At 53.7% G+C, this 24010-nt stretch carries 21 protein-coding genes; 17 read left to right on the top strand and 4 right to left on the bottom strand.

Translation table 11 applies throughout. From position 1 onward, the window contains the following. Nucleotides 1-62: 62 nt before the first annotated feature. On the bottom strand, nt 63-1313 hold the full coding sequence (locus CPA50_RS05640; RefSeq protein WP_096781457.1) for an ABC transporter substrate-binding protein: 1251 nt from the start codon (nt 1311-1313) through the stop codon (nt 63-65). A 248-nt stretch (nt 1314-1561) separates the two neighbouring features. Here CPA50_RS05640 and CPA50_RS05645 point away from each other — a divergent pair, with 248 nt between their 5' ends. Continuing rightward, entirely contained in the window at nt 1562-2092 is a 531-nt protein-coding gene (locus CPA50_RS05645; RefSeq protein ID WP_096781458.1) for a methylated-DNA--[protein]-cysteine S-methyltransferase, read from the top strand. After that, on the top strand, nt 2092-3117 hold the full coding sequence (locus CPA50_RS05650) for an FAD:protein FMN transferase (protein WP_227519497.1): 1026 nt from the start codon (nt 2092-2094) through the stop codon (nt 3115-3117). Before CPA50_RS05645 ends, CPA50_RS05650 begins: the two co-directional genes overlap by 1 nt. A gap of 29 nt (nt 3118-3146) precedes the next feature. Here the strand turns inward: CPA50_RS05650 and CPA50_RS05655 are convergent, their stop codons facing one another. From CPA50_RS05655 to CPA50_RS05665, 3 genes are read right to left on the bottom strand one after another with little or no spacing between them, the layout of a single operon-like run. Continuing rightward, a complete protein-coding gene (locus tag CPA50_RS05655) occupies nt 3147-4712 on the bottom strand; it encodes a general secretion pathway protein GspF (RefSeq protein WP_096781459.1) in 1566 nt (521 codons plus the stop codon). 12 nt (nt 4713-4724) lie between these two features. Beyond that, nucleotides 4725-7226 carry a LamG domain-containing protein gene (locus CPA50_RS05660; RefSeq protein WP_096781460.1) on the bottom strand — a complete coding sequence of 834 codons (2502 nt, stop codon included), beginning with the start codon at nt 7224-7226 and terminating at the stop codon, nt 4725-4727. Nucleotides 7227-7233: 7 nt separating this feature from the next. After that, entirely contained in the window at nt 7234-8469 is a 1236-nt protein-coding gene (locus CPA50_RS05665; protein WP_227519498.1) for a hypothetical protein, read from the bottom strand. A 226-nt stretch (nt 8470-8695) separates the two neighbouring features. On the opposite strand from CPA50_RS05665, the gene CPA50_RS05670 reads away from it, so the two are divergent. From CPA50_RS05670 to CPA50_RS05740, 15 genes are all read left to right on the top strand, one after another. Further along, nucleotides 8696-11350 carry a hypothetical protein gene (locus CPA50_RS05670; RefSeq protein WP_227519499.1) on the top strand — a complete coding sequence of 885 codons (2655 nt, stop codon included), beginning with the start codon at nt 8696-8698 and terminating at the stop codon, nt 11348-11350. A gap of 21 nt (nt 11351-11371) precedes the next feature. Continuing rightward, the gene (locus CPA50_RS05675) at nt 11372-12121 is read left to right on the top strand and encodes an SH3 domain-containing protein (RefSeq protein WP_096781461.1); all 750 of its coding nucleotides are present in this window, start codon (nt 11372-11374) and stop codon (nt 12119-12121) included. Further along, entirely contained in the window at nt 12091-12750 is a 660-nt protein-coding gene (locus tag CPA50_RS05680) for an outer membrane beta-barrel domain-containing protein (RefSeq protein WP_096781462.1), read from the top strand. The genes CPA50_RS05675 and CPA50_RS05680 overlap by 31 nt, the downstream gene beginning before the upstream one ends. A 17-nt stretch (nt 12751-12767) precedes the next feature. After that, nucleotides 12768-13265, top strand: a complete 498-nt coding sequence (locus tag CPA50_RS05685) for a TlpA family protein disulfide reductase (RefSeq protein WP_096781463.1) — start codon at nt 12768-12770, stop codon at nt 13263-13265. Nucleotides 13266-13285: 20 nt separating this feature from the next. Then, nucleotides 13286-13522, top strand: coding sequence for a DUF4266 domain-containing protein (locus CPA50_RS05690; protein WP_096781464.1), 237 nt, complete (start codon nt 13286-13288; stop codon nt 13520-13522). 43 nt (nt 13523-13565) lie between these two features. After that, nucleotides 13566-14669: a DUF3570 domain-containing protein gene (locus CPA50_RS05695; protein ID WP_096782347.1), complete on the top strand. Its 1104-nt coding sequence runs from the start codon at nt 13566-13568 to the stop codon at nt 14667-14669. A 19-nt stretch (nt 14670-14688) separates the two neighbouring features. Continuing rightward, a complete protein-coding gene (locus tag CPA50_RS05700; RefSeq protein WP_096781465.1) occupies nt 14689-15234 on the top strand; it encodes an AraC family transcriptional regulator in 546 nt (181 codons plus the stop codon). Nucleotides 15235-15242: 8 nt separating this feature from the next. Continuing rightward, nucleotides 15243-17243: a tetratricopeptide repeat protein gene (locus CPA50_RS05705; protein WP_227519501.1), complete on the top strand. Its 2001-nt coding sequence runs from the start codon at nt 15243-15245 to the stop codon at nt 17241-17243. Next, entirely contained in the window at nt 17236-20190 is a 2955-nt protein-coding gene (locus tag CPA50_RS05710) for a tetratricopeptide repeat protein (RefSeq protein ID WP_227519502.1), read from the top strand. Before CPA50_RS05705 ends, CPA50_RS05710 begins: the two co-directional genes overlap by 8 nt. Further along, nucleotides 20177-20773 carry a tetratricopeptide repeat protein gene (locus CPA50_RS05715; protein ID WP_227519503.1) on the top strand — a complete coding sequence of 199 codons (597 nt, stop codon included), beginning with the start codon at nt 20177-20179 and terminating at the stop codon, nt 20771-20773. Before CPA50_RS05710 ends, CPA50_RS05715 begins: the two co-directional genes overlap by 14 nt. A 15-nt stretch (nt 20774-20788) precedes the next feature. Then, complete coding sequence (locus CPA50_RS05720) at nt 20789-21106, top strand: hypothetical protein (protein WP_096781466.1); 318 nt, start codon at nt 20789-20791, stop codon at nt 21104-21106. 138 nt (nt 21107-21244) lie between these two features. Continuing rightward, nucleotides 21245-21964 (top strand): MotA/TolQ/ExbB proton channel family protein, encoded by a 720-nt coding sequence (locus CPA50_RS05725; RefSeq protein WP_096781467.1) that lies wholly within the window; start codon nt 21245-21247, stop codon nt 21962-21964. Between the two features lie 24 nt (nt 21965-21988). Next, nucleotides 21989-22510, top strand: a complete 522-nt coding sequence (locus CPA50_RS05730) for an ExbD/TolR family protein (protein ID WP_096781468.1) — start codon at nt 21989-21991, stop codon at nt 22508-22510. Then, nucleotides 22507-23013 (top strand): ExbD/TolR family protein, encoded by a 507-nt coding sequence (locus CPA50_RS05735; RefSeq protein ID WP_096781469.1) that lies wholly within the window; start codon nt 22507-22509, stop codon nt 23011-23013. Before CPA50_RS05730 ends, CPA50_RS05735 begins: the two co-directional genes overlap by 4 nt. Continuing rightward, entirely contained in the window at nt 23010-24002 is a 993-nt protein-coding gene (locus CPA50_RS05740; RefSeq protein WP_096781470.1) for an AgmX/PglI C-terminal domain-containing protein, read from the top strand. Before CPA50_RS05735 ends, CPA50_RS05740 begins: the two co-directional genes overlap by 4 nt. Nucleotides 24003-24010: the final 8 nt, after the last annotated feature.

Genomic DNA, 24010 nt, shown 5'->3' on the forward strand with positions numbered 1-24010 from the left:
AGAAGAACCTCCGTCAGAAAGTTTTTATCACAGCTATTGTGCCTGAAATACAGGCAGTATTGTTACAAACTCAGCGGCTTGCCTGCCTCTCTGCGTCGGGACTCCCACTCTTCCCGGGTCTGAACAGCGTTATCGCCCTGCATCGACTCGACGATGCTGAAGTAATCCGAGCCGAACGGATCGGCCAAAATCGTTTCCCGGGGTTTGATTTTGACCACATAAACGGACTGTACATTCTGGTGGTCAAAATCACGCCAGTACTGCTCATCTTTCAGAAACGTGTACCTGTGTCCCTCGAGAGCGCGAATCAATGACTGGGTGTTGGTTGTTCCGGCACGCTCCACGGCATCCTTGTACTGATAAACTATGCTATAAGCGGATGCTGCGGCGGTGGATGGCCGCATTTCATAGCGTTTAGAGAAAGTTTCCACGAACTGTTTGCCGCGCGGGTAGTCCAACTCGTAGGGCACATTCCATACCCAGGGACTGCCGCCTACAACGCCCTCCATAATGGTTGGGCCAACCTGCCGGGCCATGCCCAGTGTCAGGTTGGGAACAACCACCTGCATTTTCTTGGTCAGACCCATCTCGTAAGCCACGTTAAGTGCACGAACCATGTCTTCCCCAAACAGAACCAGCATCAATACTTTCGCGCCGCTTGCGTCGGCCTGGCTCAGGGCCTTCTGAAAATCGTTCACAAAGGCTCTGGGAAACGGCGTTTTTACACCGGCATGGCGCTCGGTGTCTTCGGTATCGGTAAATTTTCGCACCGATTCCTCAACTGACCAGCCCCATGTGTAGTCTGCTGTAATATAAAAGTAGTCATCATCGGCGTGATTGCGGTTCAGATATTGGCTGAGAACCTTGGCGGTCATCCAGGCGTTGTAGGGCTCACGGAACATATGGCTATGTGCTTCGCTTCCGGTCGTCGCGTTGGAGTAGGTGAGGGTGCCAAAATAGAGTCGGTTGCGGTCACGTGCAGCCTTGCCTGAGGCAATGGCGACGCCGCTGGATACTCCGCCGAACACCATCTGGGCGCCTTCCACGTCAATCAGTTCTGCAGTATTTTTCGCTCCTTTTCCCGGATCGCTCCGGCTGTTTCGGATAATGAGTTCCAGTTGTTGCCCTCTCACACCGCCTGCCTGATTGATTTCATCCACAGCAAGAAATGCACCCAACCGCTGTTGCAGGCCCTGATCCTTGTAGCGGCCAGTCTGCGGATAGTTCAGGCCGATTTTGAGAGTTTCTGCGGCAACTGTGCTTGCAGCAAGGGTCAGCAGACATGCTGCAAAGAGTGCTTTTCCGGGATTCATGAAAACTCCGTTTGCTTTTATTAGGTGTCACGCGAAGAGCAGGCACCCTGGCTACTATTGTTTATCAGGCGACTGTCTACCGTTCAGGGAGAAGGACAACCATGCATGGGATTATAATCACGGCAAGCAGACTAAAGTGGAAATTCACGTAAAAAATTGTACGCTTGCACCCGTACCGACATGAGCCATACTTCTCTTGCCGGCGAAAGCAGGAGCTATAAAACTCAGGAATCCGGGAGGAACCATCAATGTCGGGCAAAAATGCAGTAGGTGAAACTATCGCCTGGCAGACAGGTCATTGTTACCTCGGTGAGGTTCTGGTCGCGCGTACATCAATGGGTGTATGTGCCGTGTTACCAGGTGGATCTCCGGAGGAGCTGGTCGTGGAACTCGCCCGTCGATTCCCGAATGCCATACTTGAACATGCTAATAATTCCCGGGCTGACTGGTTTTCTGATGTTATGAATTACCTGATTGACAGCCGCAAGCCGCTGTCAGTGCAGCTTGACCTTCGAGGTACGGATTTCCAGTGCAGAGTCTGGCGTGCACTCCAGGAGATCCCCTCTGGCAGTTCCGCCAGTTATGGGGAAATTGCCCGGCGCATGGGGATACCTTCAGCCTCAAGAGCTATAGCCGGTGCATGTGCTGCCAACCCGTTGGCTGTTGTTGTTCCGTGCCATCGTATCCTTCGTAGCGATGGCAGCCTTTCCGGGTATCGCTGGGGGGTCAGGCGTAAGCAGGCAGTATTAAGTCACGAACAAGGGTTGTCTGAGCGTTAATGGAAATAAACAAATTCATGAAGTCCCTGGCTAACAGCCGCGAGGCCTGTTTGCGGCCACTCCTGTGGTTTCTGCTACTGGCTTTTTCGTCGTCTGAAGCCCATGCCCAATGGTACAAGTACTCGGATACCGCGATGACAACGCCGGTAGAGCTGGAATTCTGGTTCAGTGATCAGAGTGCAGCGGATGCCGTGGCTGAAGAAGTTCTGGCGGTATTTCATCAGGTTGACAGGAACATGAGTCGTTATCGGGAAGATTCCGAACTCTCCGGTCTTAATCGCCACGGGGCAGATAACCCGGTAAAGGTCAGTCCCGGTCTTTTTCGGGTATTGAAAAAAGCGCGTGAAGTGTCCGAACTCAGCGGCGGGGCATTTGATGTCAGCTTCGGGTCCGTCGGCTATCTTTACGATTACAGGGCGCACCAGCAACCATCAGAGGAAGATATCCGGTCACGGCTTGGCCATATCCATTATCAGGATGTGGTCCTGAATGAAGACACGCACACGGTTTTCTATCGTCAGAAAGGCCTGTTGGTTGATCTTGGAGGCATTGCCAAAGGTTATGCGGTAGATCTGGGTATTGAGCGCCTTGTGCGTGCAGGTGTCCGCCACGCGCGGCTCAGTGCCGGTGGTGATTTGCGTCTTTTGGGGGACAAACGTGGAACCCCATGGATTGTGGGTGTCCGGGATCCGCGCTCGGAAGATCGCAGTGCTGTTGTGCTACCACTGGAAAATGTCGCCATATCCACGTCAGGTGATTATGAGCGGTTTTTTATCAATGATCAGGGTGAACGTGTTCATCACATACTTTCGCCAGGCACTGGTAAATCTGTACGTGGAGTGCAGAGCGTTACGATCATTGGTGACAATGCGCTGACAACGGACGGGTTGTCTACTGCAGTTTTTGTGCTGGGTCCTGAGAAGGGTCTCGAGATGATCGAAAGGCTACCCGGTATCGATGCGATTATCATAGATGATAAGCGGGTAATGCACTTTTCTGAGGGGTTGGCACCCCCGGAATCATGAAGCTGATGCCGGGGTGCCTGATCGGCGTGTCAGGGTTGAGGCGGAATTGTACCGCTGACGATATTTTCAAAAGCAATTAGCCTGTCCTGACTGGCTGCATTGCCCAGTCCATGGCCCATAAACGTTGAAGCGAAGTCCCCCTGTTCACCGTGCAGTGCCATGTAGTTGAGCAAAACGGTCTGGACGAGCTGGTTTACGTTATTTGCAGCCGGGCTTGATGCTGTTTCCACGGAGCCATCAGCACGCATGAAGCCAATCTGGTTACGTGCGGCAACCGGGCGCCCGGCCGGGTTGTATACAAGGAAAAATGAAGCGGCGGTCTGCTGGTTATCACCGGTCCACTCGCCTTTGCCACGGCCGTCCTCAGAATCATCGATCCGGCCGTTACTGGAGTTGGATCCATCACTGAATACATACAGCATCAGTGGCATTCCTACCCGTGCAGCGTATTCCAGGCACGCACCCATGCATCGGCCAGCCTGTTCATCCCTTCGTTCACCTGTTGCCCGCTCGCCAGTGTGATAATCATAGCCACCCATGGTGATGGTGCCAGCTCCTGCATAGCCGTTAAGCACCAGCTTCATGACAGAGGCTGTTTTGCGGAACTCACTGTTACTATCGAATTCTGCGCTTGAAAATATTCCACCTGGTCCGACGATGTCGGTATCGGCCATAGGGTCGAGTGCTGCCGGATTGCCGAAGCGGTCTGCAAGGTCGGCGCTCTTGATATAGCCACAGCGAACCAGTTCTTTTACCGCTTCATCTGTAGTGATGCGGGTATTCACCTTGCTCATTTTTTTATCGCTGATGCGCTGTATGGATTCCATAACCGCTACAGCATCTTTCTGGTCAAGAATGCCAATCAGATCACCCACGTCTACCAGGCCGGTTACATCGGATGGCTGGTCAATCTTGGTGGGCCTTACCTGGGGGTTGATCAGACTCATGGGTGCCAGAGAGTTACCTCCGGATTCAGTACTTCGGGAGCCGACCAGGGAAAGTAAAGACCCATCCGCGCCGGCTTTGTGGATGCCGTACATGGGGTTGTGAGGATTGTTGCCAGTGTCGTTTTCTGAACGTGCGGCGATTATTGCGCCATTAGTAGCGGCACGGGTGCCAGCGCTGGTGCTTTGCTGGATGCCGCGCAGAAATGCACTGTCGGAATGGAATGCCAGACCCATTTCTTCATTCACAAAGGCTGGGTCGTTTGGCAGCATGTCACCGGGCAGACCCAGTTTGCTATAGCCCGCAGTGCTCAGAAAGTCCATCTGACCACCGGATTTGCCCAGTAGTACGTTGGAACCGGCAATGCTGGCCCCGCCTGCCAGATCAAAACAGATAAAGGGGATCTTGCCTGCGCCCTGTACAGCAATGCCGCAACTGTTCTTCAGGCCTTCCAGATCCGGAGAAAGTGCAGCAGCCGCCATCCTGGGATTTGCGAACAAACTGAACAATGAGGCGCCAAATACGGTTGCGGTGCCTGCCATCATGCCCTGAGCAATGAACTCTCTGCGCGTACGTGGCCGCGAGTGATCATCGTGTAAGAGGGGCTCTCCATTGGCCAGGGGCCGTTTACGGGATTTACGAATAAGCATGAGCTTTGTCCTCTACTGAACAAGGGTGGTGGCGCTGCCAAGCACAGCGGCACAACTTGCTTTAACAATCGTTTCGGTGCGGTCGTTTGAACAACCGCCAGTGCCACACTGGGACAGCTTGTCAATCAGGCTGCTCAGTTCTGTTTCAATTTCCAGTGCGGCCGGCTGTGTAGCCAGATTTTCGCCCACAAAACGCTCTAACAGCCGGTCGGTGATCAGGCTCTTTCCTTCGTGATCAAAGGCGGATCCGACAGCTGCAGAGAAATCAAAGCCAGGGAAAAAGGCTGCTCTTGCCGCACCATCCGAGATAAGGGCATCGCAATACTGAATTGCCATCTGGGTTACAGCCATCTGGTGAGACGATAAAAATCCGCCAATATTTTCAACTGTTGGTAGCTGTTGCTTAACGGTATTGAAAGTATTCAGGACCGCTGGCTGAGTTTTCGCGATACCGGTCATGCGGGCCATGGACTCGTTGATCTCGTCGAAAGTCTTGAGGCCGATGTCTGATGAGGCGGGCAGGTCCGGTGGAGATTCAACGCTGGGCAGCGTGGGCTCTGTACGCGAATAGGTGGTGCTGCCCAGACGGTCAAATGTCAGGAAAAACTCGTCGGTTTCAGGGCCGTTTTCCAGGGCGATTATAGTGCCCAGGCGGGATAGTGGCTGGCCTGTTCCGGGTTCGTAGAACTCGCTGTCGAGGACCACGTCCAGATTGGCCCAGGCCTGACCGACGGCTGCCTCTTTGCCATTTATTCCAAGGCGCATACCCTGAAGCGGGATGCTGGAAGGCTCGACCGTTTCATCGAGGCTTATAAAAAACGGGCTCGTGAAACGATAGCTGAAGCTGTCGAACTGACTGACTTCGAAAACAATGTAGCTTTCGTCCAGATCAACAAGGTCAGATACGCTGAACAGCAGGAAGAACTTCTGGCCAACACCTACTTCAAAGTTGGCCTGAACCTGCTCGGGAGTCAGCGCCCGGTTATGGATGGCGACCAGACGAATGACGCCCTGCCAGGCCGAGTTACCATCGGTTTCATTGCCCAGAACCAGGGCAAAGGTGTCGTCCCACTCGGAGAGCAGGCCTGGATCGTCAGGGTCAATGTCTCCGGACGGTTGGCCGTTTACAAAGATCTGCCGGCCGGTTCCAGGGGAATAGTTTATGACAACGTGTTGCAGGGTCGCCTGCAGGAGTTTATCGCCATCCTGTGTTGCGAATGGAGTGTTTTCATCGCTGGTAGTACTGCGGTGTAAAACTTCATAGCGTTGCAAAGACTGGCTCAGCGTCATGTTACGCGTGGTGGCGGAGCCGGAATAAGTAACAATTCTGGCGTCTTCCTGAGTGATATTGCCGGGGGCCACCCAGGCTTCGATAGCGTATTCACCGGTACCTGTCAGCAGTGTGTGCAGCTTGCTGCTGTCTGCGGTGGAGCCCTGAGCTTTGCCGGCAGGCACAGTACCACCCTGGTCAGTTTGCACGGGCGGGCCCATGTCTATACCCCATCCTCCGACCCAGTCCACATTCCCGCTGAGTGTCAGGTTGAGGGCAGGGGACACACCGCTGGTATCGAATGCTGTCTGGCCTTCACCTGCCTTGAACTCATAAAGAGCGATGATATTTTCTTCAAAGCGCCCGCCTGAGTTGGCCAGAAGGCCATCACTGTCCAGAACCAGGGCTTTACTGGTCACCAGGTTTGGATCGACCGGCTGGAGTTCCTGCAGCGCGGACAACTCCAGTATTTTTGTTTCCATAAGGGCTGCATCATTCGCACAGTCAGCCGACCAGCAATTGTGAGCGTCAAACGCCAGTCGCACCACCAGGCGTGAATTGGCAGGTGTGTTCAGGTTAATCCTGCTCTTGGACTGCTCATATGCGGTTTCAACATTGCTGCTGGCAATATAAGGAGTCTGTCCGCTGTCTCCATGGCAGTCGCTGCAGAAGTCCTGCAGCACCGGGTAGACGGTGTTGCTGAAGTCAGTAGAGTCGGCAGGCAGGCTAACCGTATTCCCGGGATCCTTAATGGCTGGTGCATTAAGTTCTATGGTCTTGGCCGAGTTTGACGTACCTCCGGCCCAGTTCGAAATGTAGGTGGTGAGAATGTCTGCACAGGCGGATTCACTTGTTGTCCAGCAGTTGTGGCCGCCGGCAACCTTGGTAACCATCAGCGACTGGGAAGGGTCGGACAGATTTACGATCGTATTGGCCTGGGCGTAGGCCGTGTTGATATTCTGGCTGTCGACAAATGTGGGTGACTGTCCTCCGGTGCCGTGGCAGGAGCCACAGCGGTTGTCTTGTACGAGGTTGTCCCAGACACTTAGCTTGAAGTTTTGTACATCTTCACTCGCCGCCGCTGGCCCGGTGTAGTTAGCAGCTCCGGAATTGGAGGCCGTATTCGGCAGGGGTTCGGTAGACTCTCCTCCGCAGGCACTGAGAAGTAACGTGCTCAGGGCCAATGTTGCGATGGAGGCCGCTGAGCGCAGAGATTTTTTTTGACGACGGATTTTTTTTATCATGGCTCTCTTACTCCCCGGCACAGTAGACGGCAGACTCTGCGAATACCTGCTTCAGGTCGAAACCTTTGGTCCTGAAGCTGGTTACCATCGCTGCGATCTGGTTATGATCATCGCTGTCCGAAGGTGGTCGAAGACATACGTTGCTGAAGACTTTCTCCACCTGACATTCGGCAAAGGCTTCTGAATTAGCCCACTCCTGGCCCAGACTTTTTGCACCATTACCCGAGCCGGGCAGATTCGGGTCCCATCCCAGACGGCGGTTGGTGCCTTGTCGCCAGTAGTTGTCCCACTGGTCGTCGGGTGTCACATAGCCTTGTTCAAAAGTGGTGGAGTTAATGTGGTACTTTCCCTGTACCCGCGATTTGGTGTCGGGATCTATGTCGTTGACTGTGTTGTAAACCAGCCTGCCAAGAGTTCCATCCGGATCACTGTCCGGGTCGAAGTCAAAGTCGTAGTAGGCAAAAGCCTGGGTCATTGGATCCATACCTGTGTGACAGCCCACACAGTTGTTCAGAAATACTCTGCTATCGCCACCAGGGCTTCTGGAAACATCCTGACGAATCCTGTCCGGAGGCAGGGACACATCGGCAACCTGTTCCAGATCTCTGCACATATGGTTGATCAGGGTGAACCGGAACATCGCCCGGTTGGTGCCGGCGCTGAAAAATGCTCTGGCTGCCGCGCGCGACGTAATTACTCCGGCGGTGGCGCTGGGTGGAAGTCCGTTGAAAGCAGACTGGTTTACCCGCTGGAGAGCGTCTTTAAGAGGTGCGCCACTTTCCTCGAGCTCTTCGTAATGGGTGTTGTTGGATGGGGAATATGAAGTCAGGCCGAGCCCTGAATCGCCGATATAGAGCACGTCGCCAAACAGCACCTCGCGAAAATCTGCGCCATCCCGTACCAGGCCAATTACGGTTGCTGTGTAATCATTAAGTGGAACGAACGGCGACATGTCTTCATTGGTCCAGGGCGCAGCAAAGTTCTTGAGGGTTGCATCGTAGAAAGCCGGATCATCCATTGCGAGCTTTGCGGCTTCGAGAGCGTTCCCATCAGCAATATGACCTTCCATTACATCAAGAACAGAAGCGGACGGTGGCACGCCTGCAATCCTGTCGTGAATCCGCTTGGCCTGTTCCCGTGCACCTGCACCTGCAGTGGTGGCATAGGCGGTGATCAACAGAATCAGGAGTGACATACTGCATGCCTTGAATGCGCCTTGCTGCATTCTTTCCGGGGCTTTCATGTCGATGTCCTCGATGGCTTGGTTTTTAGCTACGGCACAATAGGCGAATTTTACAATTGTTGATAGTTTGTACTTGCAATTAGCATCGAATTTGTGGAGCGGGCCACGCAATTACATTTGCTTACGTAAAATCCGTAGTGCTTTATAAGGCCCACACTTAATTTATGTCATGAATTTCAACTACTGCAGGGTATTAATGCAGTTTTTTTCATTGGAGTCAGGGTGCGTGTCCCAAAAACCGAACAACAACATCATCATGGCCGGGTTGTGTATTGCCTTGATTGCCATGCTTTCCGGCTGTTTGTCCAGTAGTGATAGTCAGCAAGAGGATCCGGTGGTTGTTGAGAACCCGGTTGCCTATATAAAGCGGCCTTTGTTGTTTGATGAGGACAGCGGGGCTCTGATTGAGGACAATCTGGCAGACCCCTCAGAGTTCCGGCCGGGAGCCCGTCTGTTCCTTAAAGCCAGTGCATCGATTGATGCGGTTGCGATGGATGTGTCTTCCCGTGCGTTTTCCGGCCCGGAGTTTCTGGATGATGCCGGTCGCCTTCTCTATGACGTAAAAGATCTTCATGTTTCCCACGATGGTGGCCGCGTTCTGTTTGCCATGCGGGCACCAGAAATAGAAGGAGCCGATGAGGAAGATCAGCCCACCTGGAATATCTGGGAATATGATTACCCAACGGACCTGTTGCGCAGGGTTATTACTTCGGATGTGACAGCCGGGGCTGGCCAGGATGTTGCCCCTGCTTATCTACCGGATGGCAGAATTGTGTTCTCTTCCACCCGTCAGCGTGCTTCCAAAGCTGTGTTGCTGGATGAAGGCAAGGGCCAGTTTTCCGGTCTTGATGAAAACCGGGATGTTCCTGCATTTGTGCTGCACACAATGGACAGTGATGGCAGTAATATTGAACAGATTACGTTCAACCAGAGTCACGATCTGGATCCTCTGGTCACGGATGATGGTTCAATTGTCTTCAGCCGTTGGGATAACGCCGGCCAGACCGGCAATAACGGCGTTAACCTTTATCGTGTAAACCCCGACGGAACCGCGCTCGCCTTTCTTTATGGCCGTCATTCCCATGGCTCTGTCGAAGGCGCAATCAATGTGCAGTATCTGAAGCCCCGCAAGACGGACTCGGGTGCTCTCCTGGTCCAGTTGCGCCCCTTCGAAAGCGACGATTACGCATCAGTTCCTGCTGTGGTTGATGCCGCTGGTTATGTTGAGGCCGTTCAGCGCATTGATGGCAGTGAGGGATCGGGCCAGACCTCATTGGTTCCAGGGATCACTCTTGATGGTGAATTGTCATTGTCCGGACGCTATGGATCTGTCTCTTCCCTGCTGGATGGCACCGACAGATATCTTATGAGCTGGACGCCATGCAGGCTCACAGAGATCGCGTCTGGCCGGATACTGAGCTGCACTGAAGATCGCCTTGAGTCCGATGCTTATGTTCCTGCGCCGCCAGTTTATGGTCTCTGGCTGCTCGACCTTGCAAGCGGCACTCAGAGGCCGATAGTTGCGTCTTCTGAAGGTGAGCAGTTTGATGGGGCCGTGCTTTTGCGTGAACGCCCGCTCGAGACCTTTATTCCTGAGGCTCAGGTTGTCGGAAAGGCTGCTGAGCTGGCCGATAGAGGGTTTGGTATTCTGCATGTTCGCAGTGTGTATGATATCGACGGAATCGACACCGCACCGAATGGTATAGCAGCCACTGCCAACCCTTTGCTGACCGCCGCAGCCGATCGCCCTGCAAGGTTTTTGCGTCTGGAGAAGCCTGTGTCCATGCCGGACGAGGATGTGCGCGATTTTGATAACAGTGCTTTTGGCCGTAGCCGCGGTCAGCTCATGCGGGAAATTCTGGGTTATGTGCCCATAGAACCCGATGGCTCAGTAAAAGTGGCTGTGCCGGCGAATGTGGCCTTTGCGGTGAGTGTGGTGGATGCTCAGGGGCGAAGAACCAGCTCTCGTCATCAGAACTGGTTATCGGTTAAGCCTGGTGAAACCCTTGAGTGCAAGGGCTGCCATAACCCCACGTCGCCTGTTTCCCATGGCCGGCCAGACGCCAGCCCTGCATCTGTCTGGGCCGGTGCAAGCACAAACGGGCTGCCTTTTCCGGATACGGATCCGACATTGTTTGCAGACATGGGCGAAACTATGGCCGAGGTGTATGCCCGGGTGAAGGGTGTACGAGAGCCGTCTCCTGATCCTGTATACCATGCCGGTGAGTGGGTAGATTTCGACAGCAGAGTTGCGGACAGGTCCCTGGCCTACGAAAACCTTGAAACGCCACCTCCGGTTTCCGGTGCATGCGAAAATGAATGGGCAGCCAACTGCCGGGTAGTTATCAACTATGAATCCCATATCCATCCGTTGTGGGGGCTGAGCCGTGAAATTCTGGACGAAAATGATCAGGTGATTGACGACTACACATGTACAGGTTGTCACACCAGTAGTGACGCTGCCGGAGCACCTCTCGTTGCCGAGGCGCAACTGGATCTCACGGACGGTCCTTCAGACGCTGAACCACTACACTTCAAGGCGTATCGTGAGTTGCTGTTTCCAGATAACGCGATGGAACTCAACCCGGGCGGAGTATTGGTGGACATAATGGTTGATACTGGCGATGTCCTGAGGGATGAAGAAGGTAACCCGATACTGGATGAAGTGACTGGTCTGCCTACGCCTATCCTGGAACCTGTCCCGGTCAGAGAAAGCATGTCAGTCAATGGTGCTTTAGCCAGCACCCGGTTTATGAGTGTATTCAGTCCTGGTGGGACCCATGAAGATTTCCTGTCCGCTGCGGAGTTGCGCCTCATATCTGAATGGCTGGACATAGGCGCCCAATATTACAATAACCCTTTCGTAGCTCCGGAAGACTGATCAGGAACCGACACCAGAACCATGCCCATTGCCTTTCTGATACTGACACTGTGTTTACCTGTTACCGCCTGGGCTGGCTGGCTTTGGGGAGAGGGTGAATCCGCGCCCAGGGTCGAGGTTGTCGAACCTTTTGTTGTGTGGCGGAGTGGCCCGGCTGTGGGCTATCCGGTTTTTCACGCCAGTGAAAAAGGGGAATGGCTGAGCCTGCTGCAACGCAAAACCGGCTGGATGAAGGTCCGTGATGATAAAGGCCGGGAAGGCTGGGTTGCGGTGGCGGCAATTGCTCAAACCCGGGATGCAACGGGCGAAGCAGTCTATCTCAGTGTGCCGGACGTGGAAGCATTCAGAAGCCGGAACCTGGAAACCGGAATCATGATGGGGGAGTTTGAAGGGGCTCCCGTAACCTCAGTGTACGGAGGCTGGTGGTTTACGCCCAATCTGGCTGCCGAATTATGGGGTTCTCAGGTACTGGGCAGCGCTTCGGAAATACTCATGGTGAATGCCAATATTGTGCATCAGCCTTTTCCGCACTGGCGGGTTTCCCCATTTTTCACTCTTGGTGCGGGCCACATCTGGGTGGATCCAAAGGCGACACTCGCGGAGCCGGAGGAGCGTGACAACCCGGTCGGCCATGCGGGAGTAGGGCTGCGCGCTTATATAACCGATCGCTATTTTATCCGGGCCGAGTTCAAGGACTACAAAGTCTTTACCAGCCGATCAACCAACGAAGAAGCGACAGAATGGAAAATCGGATTAAGTATCTTTTTCTGACCGGGTTCTGCCTGGCTCAAGTCATTGCTTTTACGCCTGATGTGTTTGCGGCGGAAAACGCTGATCGTGACGACCGGCCTCTGATTGAGTCTGACGTACAGCCTGTGCCGGTTGATGAAGCACTGATTGATACCGAGAACTTTGAAATCGGAGCCTTCGCAGGCGTGCTCAATATTGAAGATTTTGAGTCGTCGTTTGTGTACGGAGGCAAGCTAACCTATCACTTGAGCGAATCGTTCTTCTTCGAGGCGGGAATCGGCTTTGCTGAGGGCGGCGAAACCAGCTTTGAAAACCTGGCAGGTAACGCACAAGTACTGACCGATGGCGAACGTGATTACCTCTATTACAACATTAACCTGGGCTACAACATCCTGCCCGGGCAGGCGTTTCTGACCGAGAACTACGCCTTCAATACGAACTTTTATTTGATTGCAGGCGCAGGTTCTACGGATTTCGCTGGCGATACCCGCTTCACCCTTAATGCTGGCGCGGGCTATCAGGTTCTCCTGACCGACAGTCTTGCAATTCATCTGGGTGTGCGCCAGCACTACTATCGCATTGATGTAGTGGGTGCCGAGAAGACGTCCATGAACACGGAAATCAGTTCCGGACTGTCGGTCTTTTTCTGAATACGGGAGCCTTTAATATGAATAACCCTGTTACAAGTATTGCATTGGCACTTGCCCTGACTGGTGCGGTGTTCACGGTACAGGCTGATGCCATCAACGTTCCGGCCCCGGATTTCACGCTGGAAAGCCGTTCCGGAGATAACGTCCGGCTTGAAGACCATCGCGGTGAAGTGGTCATGCTGAACTTCTGGGCATCCTGGTGTGGACCCTGCAGGCAGGAAATGCCTTTGATGGATGGCATTTACAGCCGTTATCAGGATTTGGGCTTTACGATTCTTGCGGTAAATGTCGATGAGAATCGCGATGAAGCCTTGCGCTTTCTGGACAAGGTGCCGGTTAACTACCCGGTGCTTTACGACCCGGAAAGCTCGGTAAGTGAGCTATACGAAGTACCGGCCATGCCGACAACCGTGATGATCGACCGTGATGGCACGGCCCGTTACATTCATTATGGCTACAAACCTGGCTATGAAGACGAGTATGAAGCTCAGATCAGAGAACTGGTTCGAGAGTGATTCAAAGGCAGGTAGGTGTTATGCGCAAATTAACCATGATCATGCCATTGCTGCTGGCGATGGTGCTGTCGGCTACTGCGGGATGCAGTTCTGTCAAACCCTGGGTTAAACCCTATGAAAGGGATCGCCTGGCTGATCCGATCATGAGCCTGAGCCGCCACGGCAAGGCAGATTCGTACATGCACCACGTTTACCAGGCCCGGGAATCTGCCCGTGGGGCTGAAGGCGGTTCAGGAGGTGGTTGTGGGTGTAACTGATCACAGTCGCCAGACGCCTGTGTTGTGGGCCTTTCTCGTGTTCATGGTGTCGTGCCCGTTCGCTCGTGCGGCAACGCTGCCAGTGGATAGTGTGGATGTGCTTTACCACCGTTATGACGGTGGAGGCATGGTGATTGATGGTCCTGTGGTACTTGCACGCAAAAGTGTCGGGCCGCAGGTGTCGGTGACTGGCCAGTATTACGTGGATGCGGTATCAGCCGCCTCTGTAGATGTTCTGGCAACTGCAAGTGCTTATACCGAAGAACGCACAGAGTATACGGTTGGCGTTGACTATCTTTATGATCGTTCGATCATGAGTCTCGGCTATACGAACAGTTCCGAAAACGACTTTGAAGCCAATACTGTGTACTTCACTGTCAGCCAGGAGTTCTTTGGTGGTATGTCTACGGTCACGCTCGGTTATGCCGAAGGCTGGGACGAGGTAGGCAGGATCGGCAATGACAACTTCAGTGAAGACGCTGATCGCCGTAACTTCCAGGTTGGTGTCAGTCAGGTGCTTACCCGCAACACATTGGTTGGGCTTGACCTTGAAGTGGTTACGGATGAAGGTTTTTTACAGAACCCCTACCGTCAGAACCGCTATCTGGACCCTGACGACACAACCTCGTTTCTTTATCAGCCCGAACGCTATCCTGAGACACGAACCAGCACGTCTGTAGCTGCCCGGGCCATCTATCATTTGCCATTCAGGGCCTCGATCCGCGGGGAATACCGGTATTTCAGTGATACCTGGGGCATCAAAGCCCATACGTTGGAATTGGGCTACGTTCACGCTTTGAATGAACGCTGGACCCTTGAAGGCTCGGTTCGCTATTACAGTCAGGGAGAAGCGGATTTCTATAGCGACCTTTTCCCTTATGAAAACTCTCAGACGCACCTGGCCAGAGACAAGGAAATGAGCTCCCTTTCGGGCACCACCCTTGGAACGGGGGCGGTTTATGAGTGGAAGCAGACATCCCTGCCGGGCATAAAGCGGCTGCAATTCAGCCTGCTGCTGGACTGGCTGAATTTTGACTATGACAACTTCCGGGATGTTACAGCTTCGGGCAGTTACCTGCCGGGCGAAGAGCCGCTTTATTCTTTTGATGCGCTGGTTACCAGGGCATCGGTGATTCTCGAATACTGAGTTTGCAGGAAATCTGATTATGACGGATTCATTCAAAACACTGTTGGCTGGCGTACTTGCGGCAATGATCCTGTTTATGAGCACAGCGGTGCTTGCGGAACAGGAAGACACCACTGACGGCAAGGCTGTTGCTGAGCGGGTTGAAGAGCTGAAAAAGAAAGTCATCGGACTTAACAGGGATCTCTTTATCCTGGAAGAAGATCTGCTGTTTCCGGCCAGCACGCAGTTTGCCGTTTTCCTCAGTGTTGATACGGGGGAATTCCTTAAACTGGACGCGGTTAAACTAAAGGTGAATGGCGATATTGTGGCTTCGCACCTTTATACGGATCGGCAGGTTACAGCGCTTGAACGCGGTGGCATGCAGCGGTTGTTTATTGGCAATCTTAAAACCGGTACCCACGAGATAACGGCTTTTGTAGAAGGCATTGGTCCTGACAATCGTGCTTACAAGCAGGCAGCAACCCTGGCTTTTGAAAAAGGTACCGAGACAGCTGCGCTGGAAATCCGGATTGAGGATCGTTCCTCGGATTATCAGCCCATGGTCTCCATAGTGGAGTGGGAGTGACACGGCCTGTGGCATTCATTACAAGGGCATTCCATTCCAGCAAGGCGGCGCGTTGCGTTGCCGCAGCCGCCAGCCTGCTGCCGTTCGTACTCAGTGCACCGGTACTAACTGCCGGTGAGGCACCGGAACGGGCCCGGGACCCAATGTATGGCTGGGTCCTTTACAACTATCACCAGGGCGAGTCCTTTGAGGCGCTGACTTTGCTGGATGTCGCCCGTGAACGTGGTGGCATCAGTGGGCACGGTGCCTATCCGGAGCTGATTGAAGGCGGTCTTATGCTTTCTTATGGCATGACCCGCGAAGCCCGTGAATTGTTCACCCGCTTGCTTGCAGAGACAAATGCCAGCGCTACTGATGCCCCGGCAGGTAAAGGCTCACCTGTAACCCTTGAACCCGAAGTTCTTAGCCAGGCCTGGTTCTATCTCGGAAAAGTATTCTATCTCGAAGGCGACTATGCGCCGGCCTATGAGAACCTTATGCGGGTTGATGAAGAAGTGCTTGAAGAGAGCGAGCCCGGGCTTTATGAAGAATGGCTTTATCTCAGAGCCCGGCTGGCTATGAAATCCGACGATTTCGCTGGCGAACCGGATAGCGAAGTTCTGGTTAAACGCCTGCTTGAACAGCTCAGCCAGTCTGGTCCATGGGCATATTATCTCCGCTACAACATAGCCATGGCCGGGATTGATGCCGAAAACTTTACGGAAGCTCAGGAATACCTGCGAAAGCTTATTGCCGATATGGGTTCCGAAACTCCGGAGGAAGTTCTGCTGTCCGAGCACCGTGCGCTGCTGGATAAAAGCAGGTTATCCCTTGCTCGCCTGTACCTGAGAGACGCCCGGTTTGATGACGCACTGGCTTTGCTGGGGACCATGCCATTAGACGGAGTGTTTTCTGACAGAGCACTGTTTGATTATGCGGTGGCCGCGGCTGGTCAGGGCCAGATGCAACGGGCTCTTGATGCACTTGATGCTTTATCGCAACGCACACTGTTTCTGGCCTGGCGGGAACAGGTTCCTTATGCCCGGGGTTATGTGTTCGAGCAAATGAACCAGCCCCGTAAGGCGTTAACCGCGTTTATGCAGGCTGCGGAACATTATGAAGCACGGGGTGAGGAGTTGATCGCAGCCAGGCAGGCACTGACCGAAGATAATCTGATGGCTCGGTTGAGTTTTCTGGGCGACAGCAATGAAATTGTTACCGACGCATACGGCCGCTTGCAGGTGATGCCTGCTGATTTCGGACTCTCGGAAGTGCTGGCAACGGAATCTTTCCAGCAAGCGCTTGGGGAGCTGCATGAACTTTACCAGATGCAGGAACTGCTTGCGCAGCGAGAGGAGCAACTGGCCACTTTCGAAACCATGCTCGAAACACGGCGGATACAGCGCGAGCGTCGAATTCGCGAGGCTCGTTTCGAGCTTGAGCAGCAGCAGGCGGATGACTGGGCGGAGGCTCACGCATCGTTTCGTAAAGATATTGAAGCAGCTCTTGCCGGAGATAATGTCGGTTTTTTCATGACGACTGAACAGAAAGCCCTGAAAACGAGGTTAGATAAGGTTGCAGCCACGCTCGAACAACTCCCCGATGACCAGAGTACGGCCCGGCAACGGGAAACCTACACACGAATGAAGGCTTACTTTGACTGGAGTGTGGCTAACGATTACGCCGTAAATCGTTGGGCGGCCCAGAAGCAGTTGCGCGAGCTGGACAGGGAAATGGAGCTGTTCCTCAACCAAAGAGCTGCTATAGAAACCCTGATGGCCGGAGACAGGGAGCATAGTGAACTGGCTGGACGTCTTGCCCGCAAGGCCGCGGAGCTTCAGTTGCTGAAAAACGAGGTGGAAGATGCGTTAGCCCTGGCAAGGAGCATGCTTATGGGGCGCCTGGGTGAGGCTCTTGAGCAACAGAACAGCGAACTCAGGCGTTATCTGGTGGCCTCCCGACATGCACAGGCACGGCTCGCGGATCAGCTGTTCCGGGCTGATAGTGATGCGGAGGCTGCCAATGAATAAAACGCCGCTTTTTGCACTGCTATCCGGCCGGGGTCGGGTTTTGAGTTATACACGCGCATTGGTACCGATATTGTCAGCAATGCTGACGACCGGGTGCCAGACAATGTGGTGGGGGCAGGGCGGCGAAATACCGGAAGCACGCCCCGGAACACTGGCGTCTTTAAGCACCGGAAATACGACAAGTACGGCAGATCTTGCTGTTGTAGAGGGCAAGTCTGCGGAAGCCACTGAGGAAGCTGTTTCTCTTGAATCAGTGATGCGCAGTTACCGGGAGTTGCTGCCATTGGTGGATGACCCCTCCAAGCAGATCACCATCCGGCACAGGCTTGCCGATCTTGAGTTCGCTCGCGCTGAACGCATAATGACAGACACAGCAGAAGATGATCTGTCCGGAGCGATTGCAGCATATACCACTTTGCTGGCGGAATATCCGGAGCGTGAAGGTAATGACCAGATTTACTATCAGTTGGCCCGCGCCTGGGGATTACGTGGCAGGACCGAAGAGCAGCTGCAATCTCTCGATACACTGGTAACGACCTATCCCGGATCGGATTATTGGGTTGAAGCCCAGTTTCGACGCGCGGATATTCTGTTTGTTAACGGCCGCTATTCTGAAGCGGAGCAGGCCTTTGATCAGGTTACCCGTGCCAGCGGAGAGCAAAACGCTGACCCTTCCTTCCTGATGAACGCCCACTATATGAAGGGCTGGAGTCAGTTCAAACAGGGTGACTATCAGCAGGCCCTGCTTAGTTATGTTGAGGTGCTGGATCTGATTATGCCAGGTGGCCGGACTGCAGAGGCAGAGGCGCCGAATCAACGTTACCAGACGCTTACTGAAGACCTCTTTCGGGTTGTCGGCCTTTCACTGTCCTATCTTGATGGCGCGGAAACCCTGCAGGCCCTGTTCCGGCAGACCGGGAGCCGGCCTTACGAAAGCCTTGTTTATGATCGCTACAGTAAACTGCTGATTGAGCGTGAACGTTATAGTGATGCTGTTGATGTCTTTGAGGTATATGTTCACGAGCACCCAGACAGCCCCTGGGCGCCGCGTTATCACATGCGGATAATTGACACCCTGGCGTTGGCGGGTTTTGACAAGGCCATACCGGATCGTAAAGCGGAGTTCATCAAACGTTATGGTATCAACAGTGGCTACTGGCCAGAGGCCGACCCCGAAACACTGGCCTATATCAAAAACCAGTTAGAGATTCTGCTGCCGGAGTTGGCTGATCGCCATTACTTGCTTGCCGGCGAAGTCCGAAAGCAGGGGCAGAACCCTGGTAACCAGCAGAGTTTCGGAGCGGATGAGCATTTTCGGCAGGCAGCAGCCTATTACGCAGAGTTTGCCGCTACCTTCCCTGATCATCCCCGCACACCTGAGCGGCTGTTCCTGCTGGCGGAAACCTATATTGAACTACAGGAATGGCCTGATGCCATCCAGGCATTTGAGCGGGTAGCTTATGACTTCTCTGTGAATGGGGAACAAAACGAGCGTGCTGTTGAAGCGGGGTATGCCTCAGTTCTTGCATTCCGGGAGTATTCGCGAACCTGGTTGAATGACACAAATGATGATCTGTTTGCCTTGCAGGAAATGCAGCAACTTAACCGTTTTAGGTTTGTGAATGCCTTTTCGCAGGATTCCCGCGCCCCCGGTGTTTACTATATCGCTCTGCAGCGGGAGTTCGATCAGCAAAACCTTGATGAAGTTATTCCCATGGCTGCTCGCCTGGCAGCCTGGCAGCCGGCTGCAGATCCAGTGCTGGTTACCGAGGCTTTGTTGATGGCAGGGCATAGCCTGTTTGAACTCACACGCTATGCCGAAGCCGAGCAATCCTACCGGGATGCCCTGGCAATGATGTCAGTTGAAGATGAAAGGCGGGCAGACATACAGGAAAATATGGCTGCGTCTGTATTCCGTCAGGCAGAACAATTGGCAGAGGCGGGCAATGTTGATGCGGCACTCAGTGAGTATCTGCGTGTAGGGTCGGTAGCTCCAGCGTCAGTCCTTTATGCAAATGCTCAGTATGACGCAGCGTCCCTGCTGGTCAGCGCAGCACGATGGGACGAGGCAATTGATGTACTGAATAGCTTCCGTTCGCGCTTTCCTGAGCATGAACTGGCTGATACCGTTCCCGCCAAGCTTGCTTTTGCCTATAGGGAGACAGGCCAGTGGGAGAAAGCCGGGGATGAAATCAATCGCATGGTTGCCATGGCTACCACCCCGGAGGAACGACGGGAGAACCTCCAGATCGCGGCTGAGCTATACGACCAGGCAGGGAATCTGGACAAGGCGATCGATACCTGGAGCCAATACGCCAACAACCATCCGGAACCAGCGGCGGTTTATATGGAAGCTGCGAACAGGCTGGCAGAGCTTTACGAATCCCGTGACGACCTCACAAGTCGTGATGTCTGGTTGAACAGACAAATGGAGAAAGTGGATGAGAATCCGGAAGCTGCGGACGACCGGATGCGCTACCTGGCAGCCTCTGCCTCTGCGACATTGGCGCGGGACGCTCTGGCGTATTACGACAGTATTCGTCTGACATTGCCACTGAACGAGAGCATGGCAGCAAAAACACGCGCGCTTGAAGCTGCAGTCCAGGCCTACCAGACAACGTCGGGTTACGGGATATCATCCTTCTCCACAGAAGCAGGCTATCAGATTGCTCATATCTACAGCCGCCTCGGTGCAGACCTGATGGACTCCGAACGCCCGGAAGGGCTCAGTGACCTGGAACTCTCCCAGTACGAACTGTTGCTGGAGGAGCAGGCTTATCCATTCGAAGATAACGCAATTGATATCCACGAACAGAATATCCGTCGTGCCCGTGATGGCATATTCGATGAATGGGTACAGCGTAGTTATGAGTCGTTGCGAAGTTTGCTGCCGGGACGCTACAACAAACCCGAAGTTACAGTCGGAGCGGTCCATGATCTGGGATAAAAAACTGAGTGCGATGGCAGTTGCGGGTCTTTTGCTTTTGGCTGGATGTGCGTCGGGGCCTGAGCGCCCGGCCGCCTCCCATAGCGGCGGCTCGTCAGGTGAGACGGTTGCAGCCACAGAAGCTCTGCATGAAGCTTTTATCGAAGCCGTCGTATTAATGGAAAACGGTGATACCGATGAGGCAAAGCGGCGTTTTGAACAAATGGCCGTGCAGTATCCACAACGTACCGGGCCTCTGGTTAACCTGGGCATAATCGCATTTCAGGCTGGCGATGCCGAACTCGCCCAGACCAGGTTCAACGAAGTGCTTGCTCTTGATCCGGAACACGCAGTTTCACTTAACCACCTTGGCGTAATCGCACGCAATGCTGGTGATTTTTCAGCTGCTGAACACTATTATCGGGCAGCCCTTTCCGCAACCCCGGAATACTTGCCGGCATTGCTTAATCTGGCATTTTTGCTGGATATTTATCTTGGCGCGCCTGAGCAGGCGTTGCCTTTATACGAACAGTATAAAACACTTGCTGCTGAGCCCGACCCGAAGCTGGAAGACTGGATATACGATGCGAAAAACAGAATCTGATATGAGGGCAGGGCTATGAGGCAATTGGAGAAACTGGCTTTTCTGGCGGCCGTGTTATTGCCCTGCTATGAAACCGTCCATGCCCAGGATTCGGGACTGACCCCGGAAGTGGTCACCATTGAGGGAACCCGCATTCAGGGGGATCAGGAGGTTCCGACCGTCATGTATCTCGTGCCCTGGCAGCCGCCAAAAGTAGGCGAGCTTCGGGCACCGGATGAACAGTTGATGGTTGAGCAGGCATTTGCGCCTCTGGAGCGCTACGACTTTCAAAGACTTGTCCGCTACCATGACGCATTCATCGACAAACCAGCGGCAGCAGAAAGGGGTAATTAATGAGATATGTGTCACAGAGACTCTGTGGCTGAGTGCAAAGTACAACAAACCGCAACAAAGACTTCCGCTAACTTAACCCCTTTGGGGCAGAGCTGCGCTTAGACTGACTCAAAACCCGGACCATGGAGTGCCCAGATAATGATCGATACCGCCGTTCGCTTCTTTCAGGAAGGTGGCTTTTTTATGTTTCCGATCGCAATTGTGCTGATTGTCGGAATCATTGTGGCCATTGAGCGATATGTATACCTGTCTGCTCAGAAAATCATCAATCGCAGAGACTTCAACCGCCTGCACCAGATGATTGCGAAGCGTGATTTCAAAGGTGCTCTCAATTACGCCCAGGAATCTGGCAGTGCCATGTCTACAATGATTGGCTTTGGTCTGCAGCGACTGGCTCGCAGGCAGGGTCGTGAGGACATTGAGTATGCCATGGAAGAAGGGTTGCTGGATGTTATGCCGCGTATTGAAAAACGTACACAGTACCTCGCAACGCTGGCTAATATCGCAACGCTTCTGGGCCTTCTGGGTACCATCATTGGCCTGATTGCGGCGTTTACTGCAGTTGCGGCAGCGGATCCGGCGCAAAAGGCCAGCCTGCTTTCCCAGAGTATCTCGGTAGCCATGAACACGACCGCATTCGGTCTGATGTCAGCGATACCCATTCTTCTGATTCATTCTGTTCTGCAAACGAAAACCAATGAGATTGTTGATAGCTTCGAAATGGCGGGGATCAAAGTGCTGAATCTGCTCAGCGACGGTTCTGGCTCTCGTGCAGGTGTTCAGCCTCAGGCGCAGGCCGCCACGGCGGCAACACCGGCCGCAGCTCTTGCTGGCGCTAACGCCCGTACCCCGGTCTGATAATCAGCTAAAGGATTTCAGGCTATGAGGCGGAAACATCGTCGATTACAAAGCGAACCGGATCTTGATATCACTCCTTTCATGAATCTTATGATCGTGTTGGTGCCGGTGTTGCTTTTGAATATGGTGTTTGCTCACACCAGCGTTCTGGAGCTTAACTTCCCAACCGGCGAAAGCATGACTCCGGACCAGGCTGAAGAGTTACAGATTCAGGTGGTTATCCATATGGACCGCCTGGTGGTTTCGGACAATCAGGGTGGAGTTATCAAGGCCATTGCCCAGAAGGACGGAGAGTACGATTTTGCTGTACTCAAAGAGGTAATGAAAGAGATTAAAAGCCGCGTTCCTGACAAAAAAGATGTGATTATCATGCCCTCACGTGAAACCTCTTATCAGGCACTTGTGACGGTTATGGACACGGTCCGGTCCTACGACGCAGTCGTTGCAGGGAATCTGGTGGAGGCCGAACTCTTTCCTGAAATCTCGCTCGGCGATGCACCTTTGGCTGAAGCATCAGAAGCGCAGAAAGAAGGGGGGCAATCATGAAAGAGTCTGCCAAAGCCCGTCGACTGAAGCGTCATCACAGGCGTAACAAGGGTCAAAGCAAGATGAACCTGGTGTCGTTGATGGATATCTTCACGATTCTTGTGTTCTTCCTTATGGTTAACTCTTCGTCTGATGTGCAGGTTCTCAACCAGAACAGTACCATCAAACTGCCTGATTCGTCGGCGGAGCAGCCCCCCGGTGATGTGCTCGCACTGACCGTTACCGACCAGGATATCCTGGTGAACGGGCATGTTGTTATCAAACGGGCGGTGCTGCAGGCACTGGACGGACAAATTGAGCCAGGCCTGAAGCAGGAACTGGACTATCAGGCCAGTCGTTCATCGCAGCCGGCACCTGAAGCAGGGAGGGCAATTACTATTCTGGCAGACCGTGAGTTGCCCTACGATTTGCTTAAGAAAATCATGTCTACCTGCGTGGATGCGGGATACGCCAGTATATCTCTGGCGGTTAACCAGCGTGCAAAAGAGGGAGCGGGAGCATGATGGATCACCGGTATGGACTGCCATGGAGTGAGGAGCAGGGTGAGCGCAGACGCTTGATGTTAGTGGCGTTGGTTGTTGTGCCCCTGTTTGTGATCTTTGCCGGTTATGTGAGCTGGATTGAATTGCCTGAGCGGGACCGACAGGAACGCGAGGCCTTGCCGCCGCAGCTGGCCAAGCTGGTTATCGAGAAGAAGGAGCCGCCGAAACCGGTTATGCCAGAACCCGAGCCTGAACCAGAGCCCAAACCGGAGGAAAAACCGGTTGAGCAGGCCATGCCAGAACCGAAACCTGAGCCTGAACCAGCGCCTGAACCAGAACCACCAAAGCCCAAGCCCAAGCCCGAGGTAAAGGAACCGCCCAAGCCTGAAGCTGTGGCCAAGGCTCGTGAAAAAGCGAAGAACAGTGGAATTCTGGCTATGGGGAACGAGCTTTCAAAGCTCAGCGCACTGGCCAGTTCCGTAAAGCTGGATGCGCCCGTAACCCGCACAGCCAAGCCCATTGCACGTAAGGCCGAAGATACACTGGCCGCCCGTGCAACAGCCAATGTGCGCAGTTCAGGTGTGAATGATGCTGCACTTGAGCGCGAAAGCCGCGAGGTTGCCCTGGCGGGGCGTGAAAGGGCGGAAGTGGCGGAGGCAGAGCGTGTCGCTGAAGTTAAAGAAACGGTCCGGCGTGAAAAGCAGGAAACCGCTTCCCGGACGCGCAGCAAAGAAGAGTTGCGGCGTACCATGGATGCGAATAAATCTGCGATTTACAGCATATACAATCGCGAGCTTCGTCGAAAACCATCGCTGCAGGGTAGTATTACACCTGAGCTGGTGATCGAACCCAGTGGTGCTGTATCACGATGTTCTGTTGTCGAATCAACGCTCGGAGAACCGGGTCTGGAAAACAAGATCTGTAATCGTCTGTTGCTTGTAGACTTCGGCCCGCGGCCGGGAGTAGGCCAGACGACGATCCGCTACCCGATTGAACTGCTGTCCGGTTGATAGCTCTC

Origin of the sequence: Marinobacter sp. ANT_B65 (assembly GCF_002407605.1) — a bacterium.
GTDB lineage: Bacteria > Pseudomonadota > Gammaproteobacteria > Pseudomonadales > Oleiphilaceae > Marinobacter.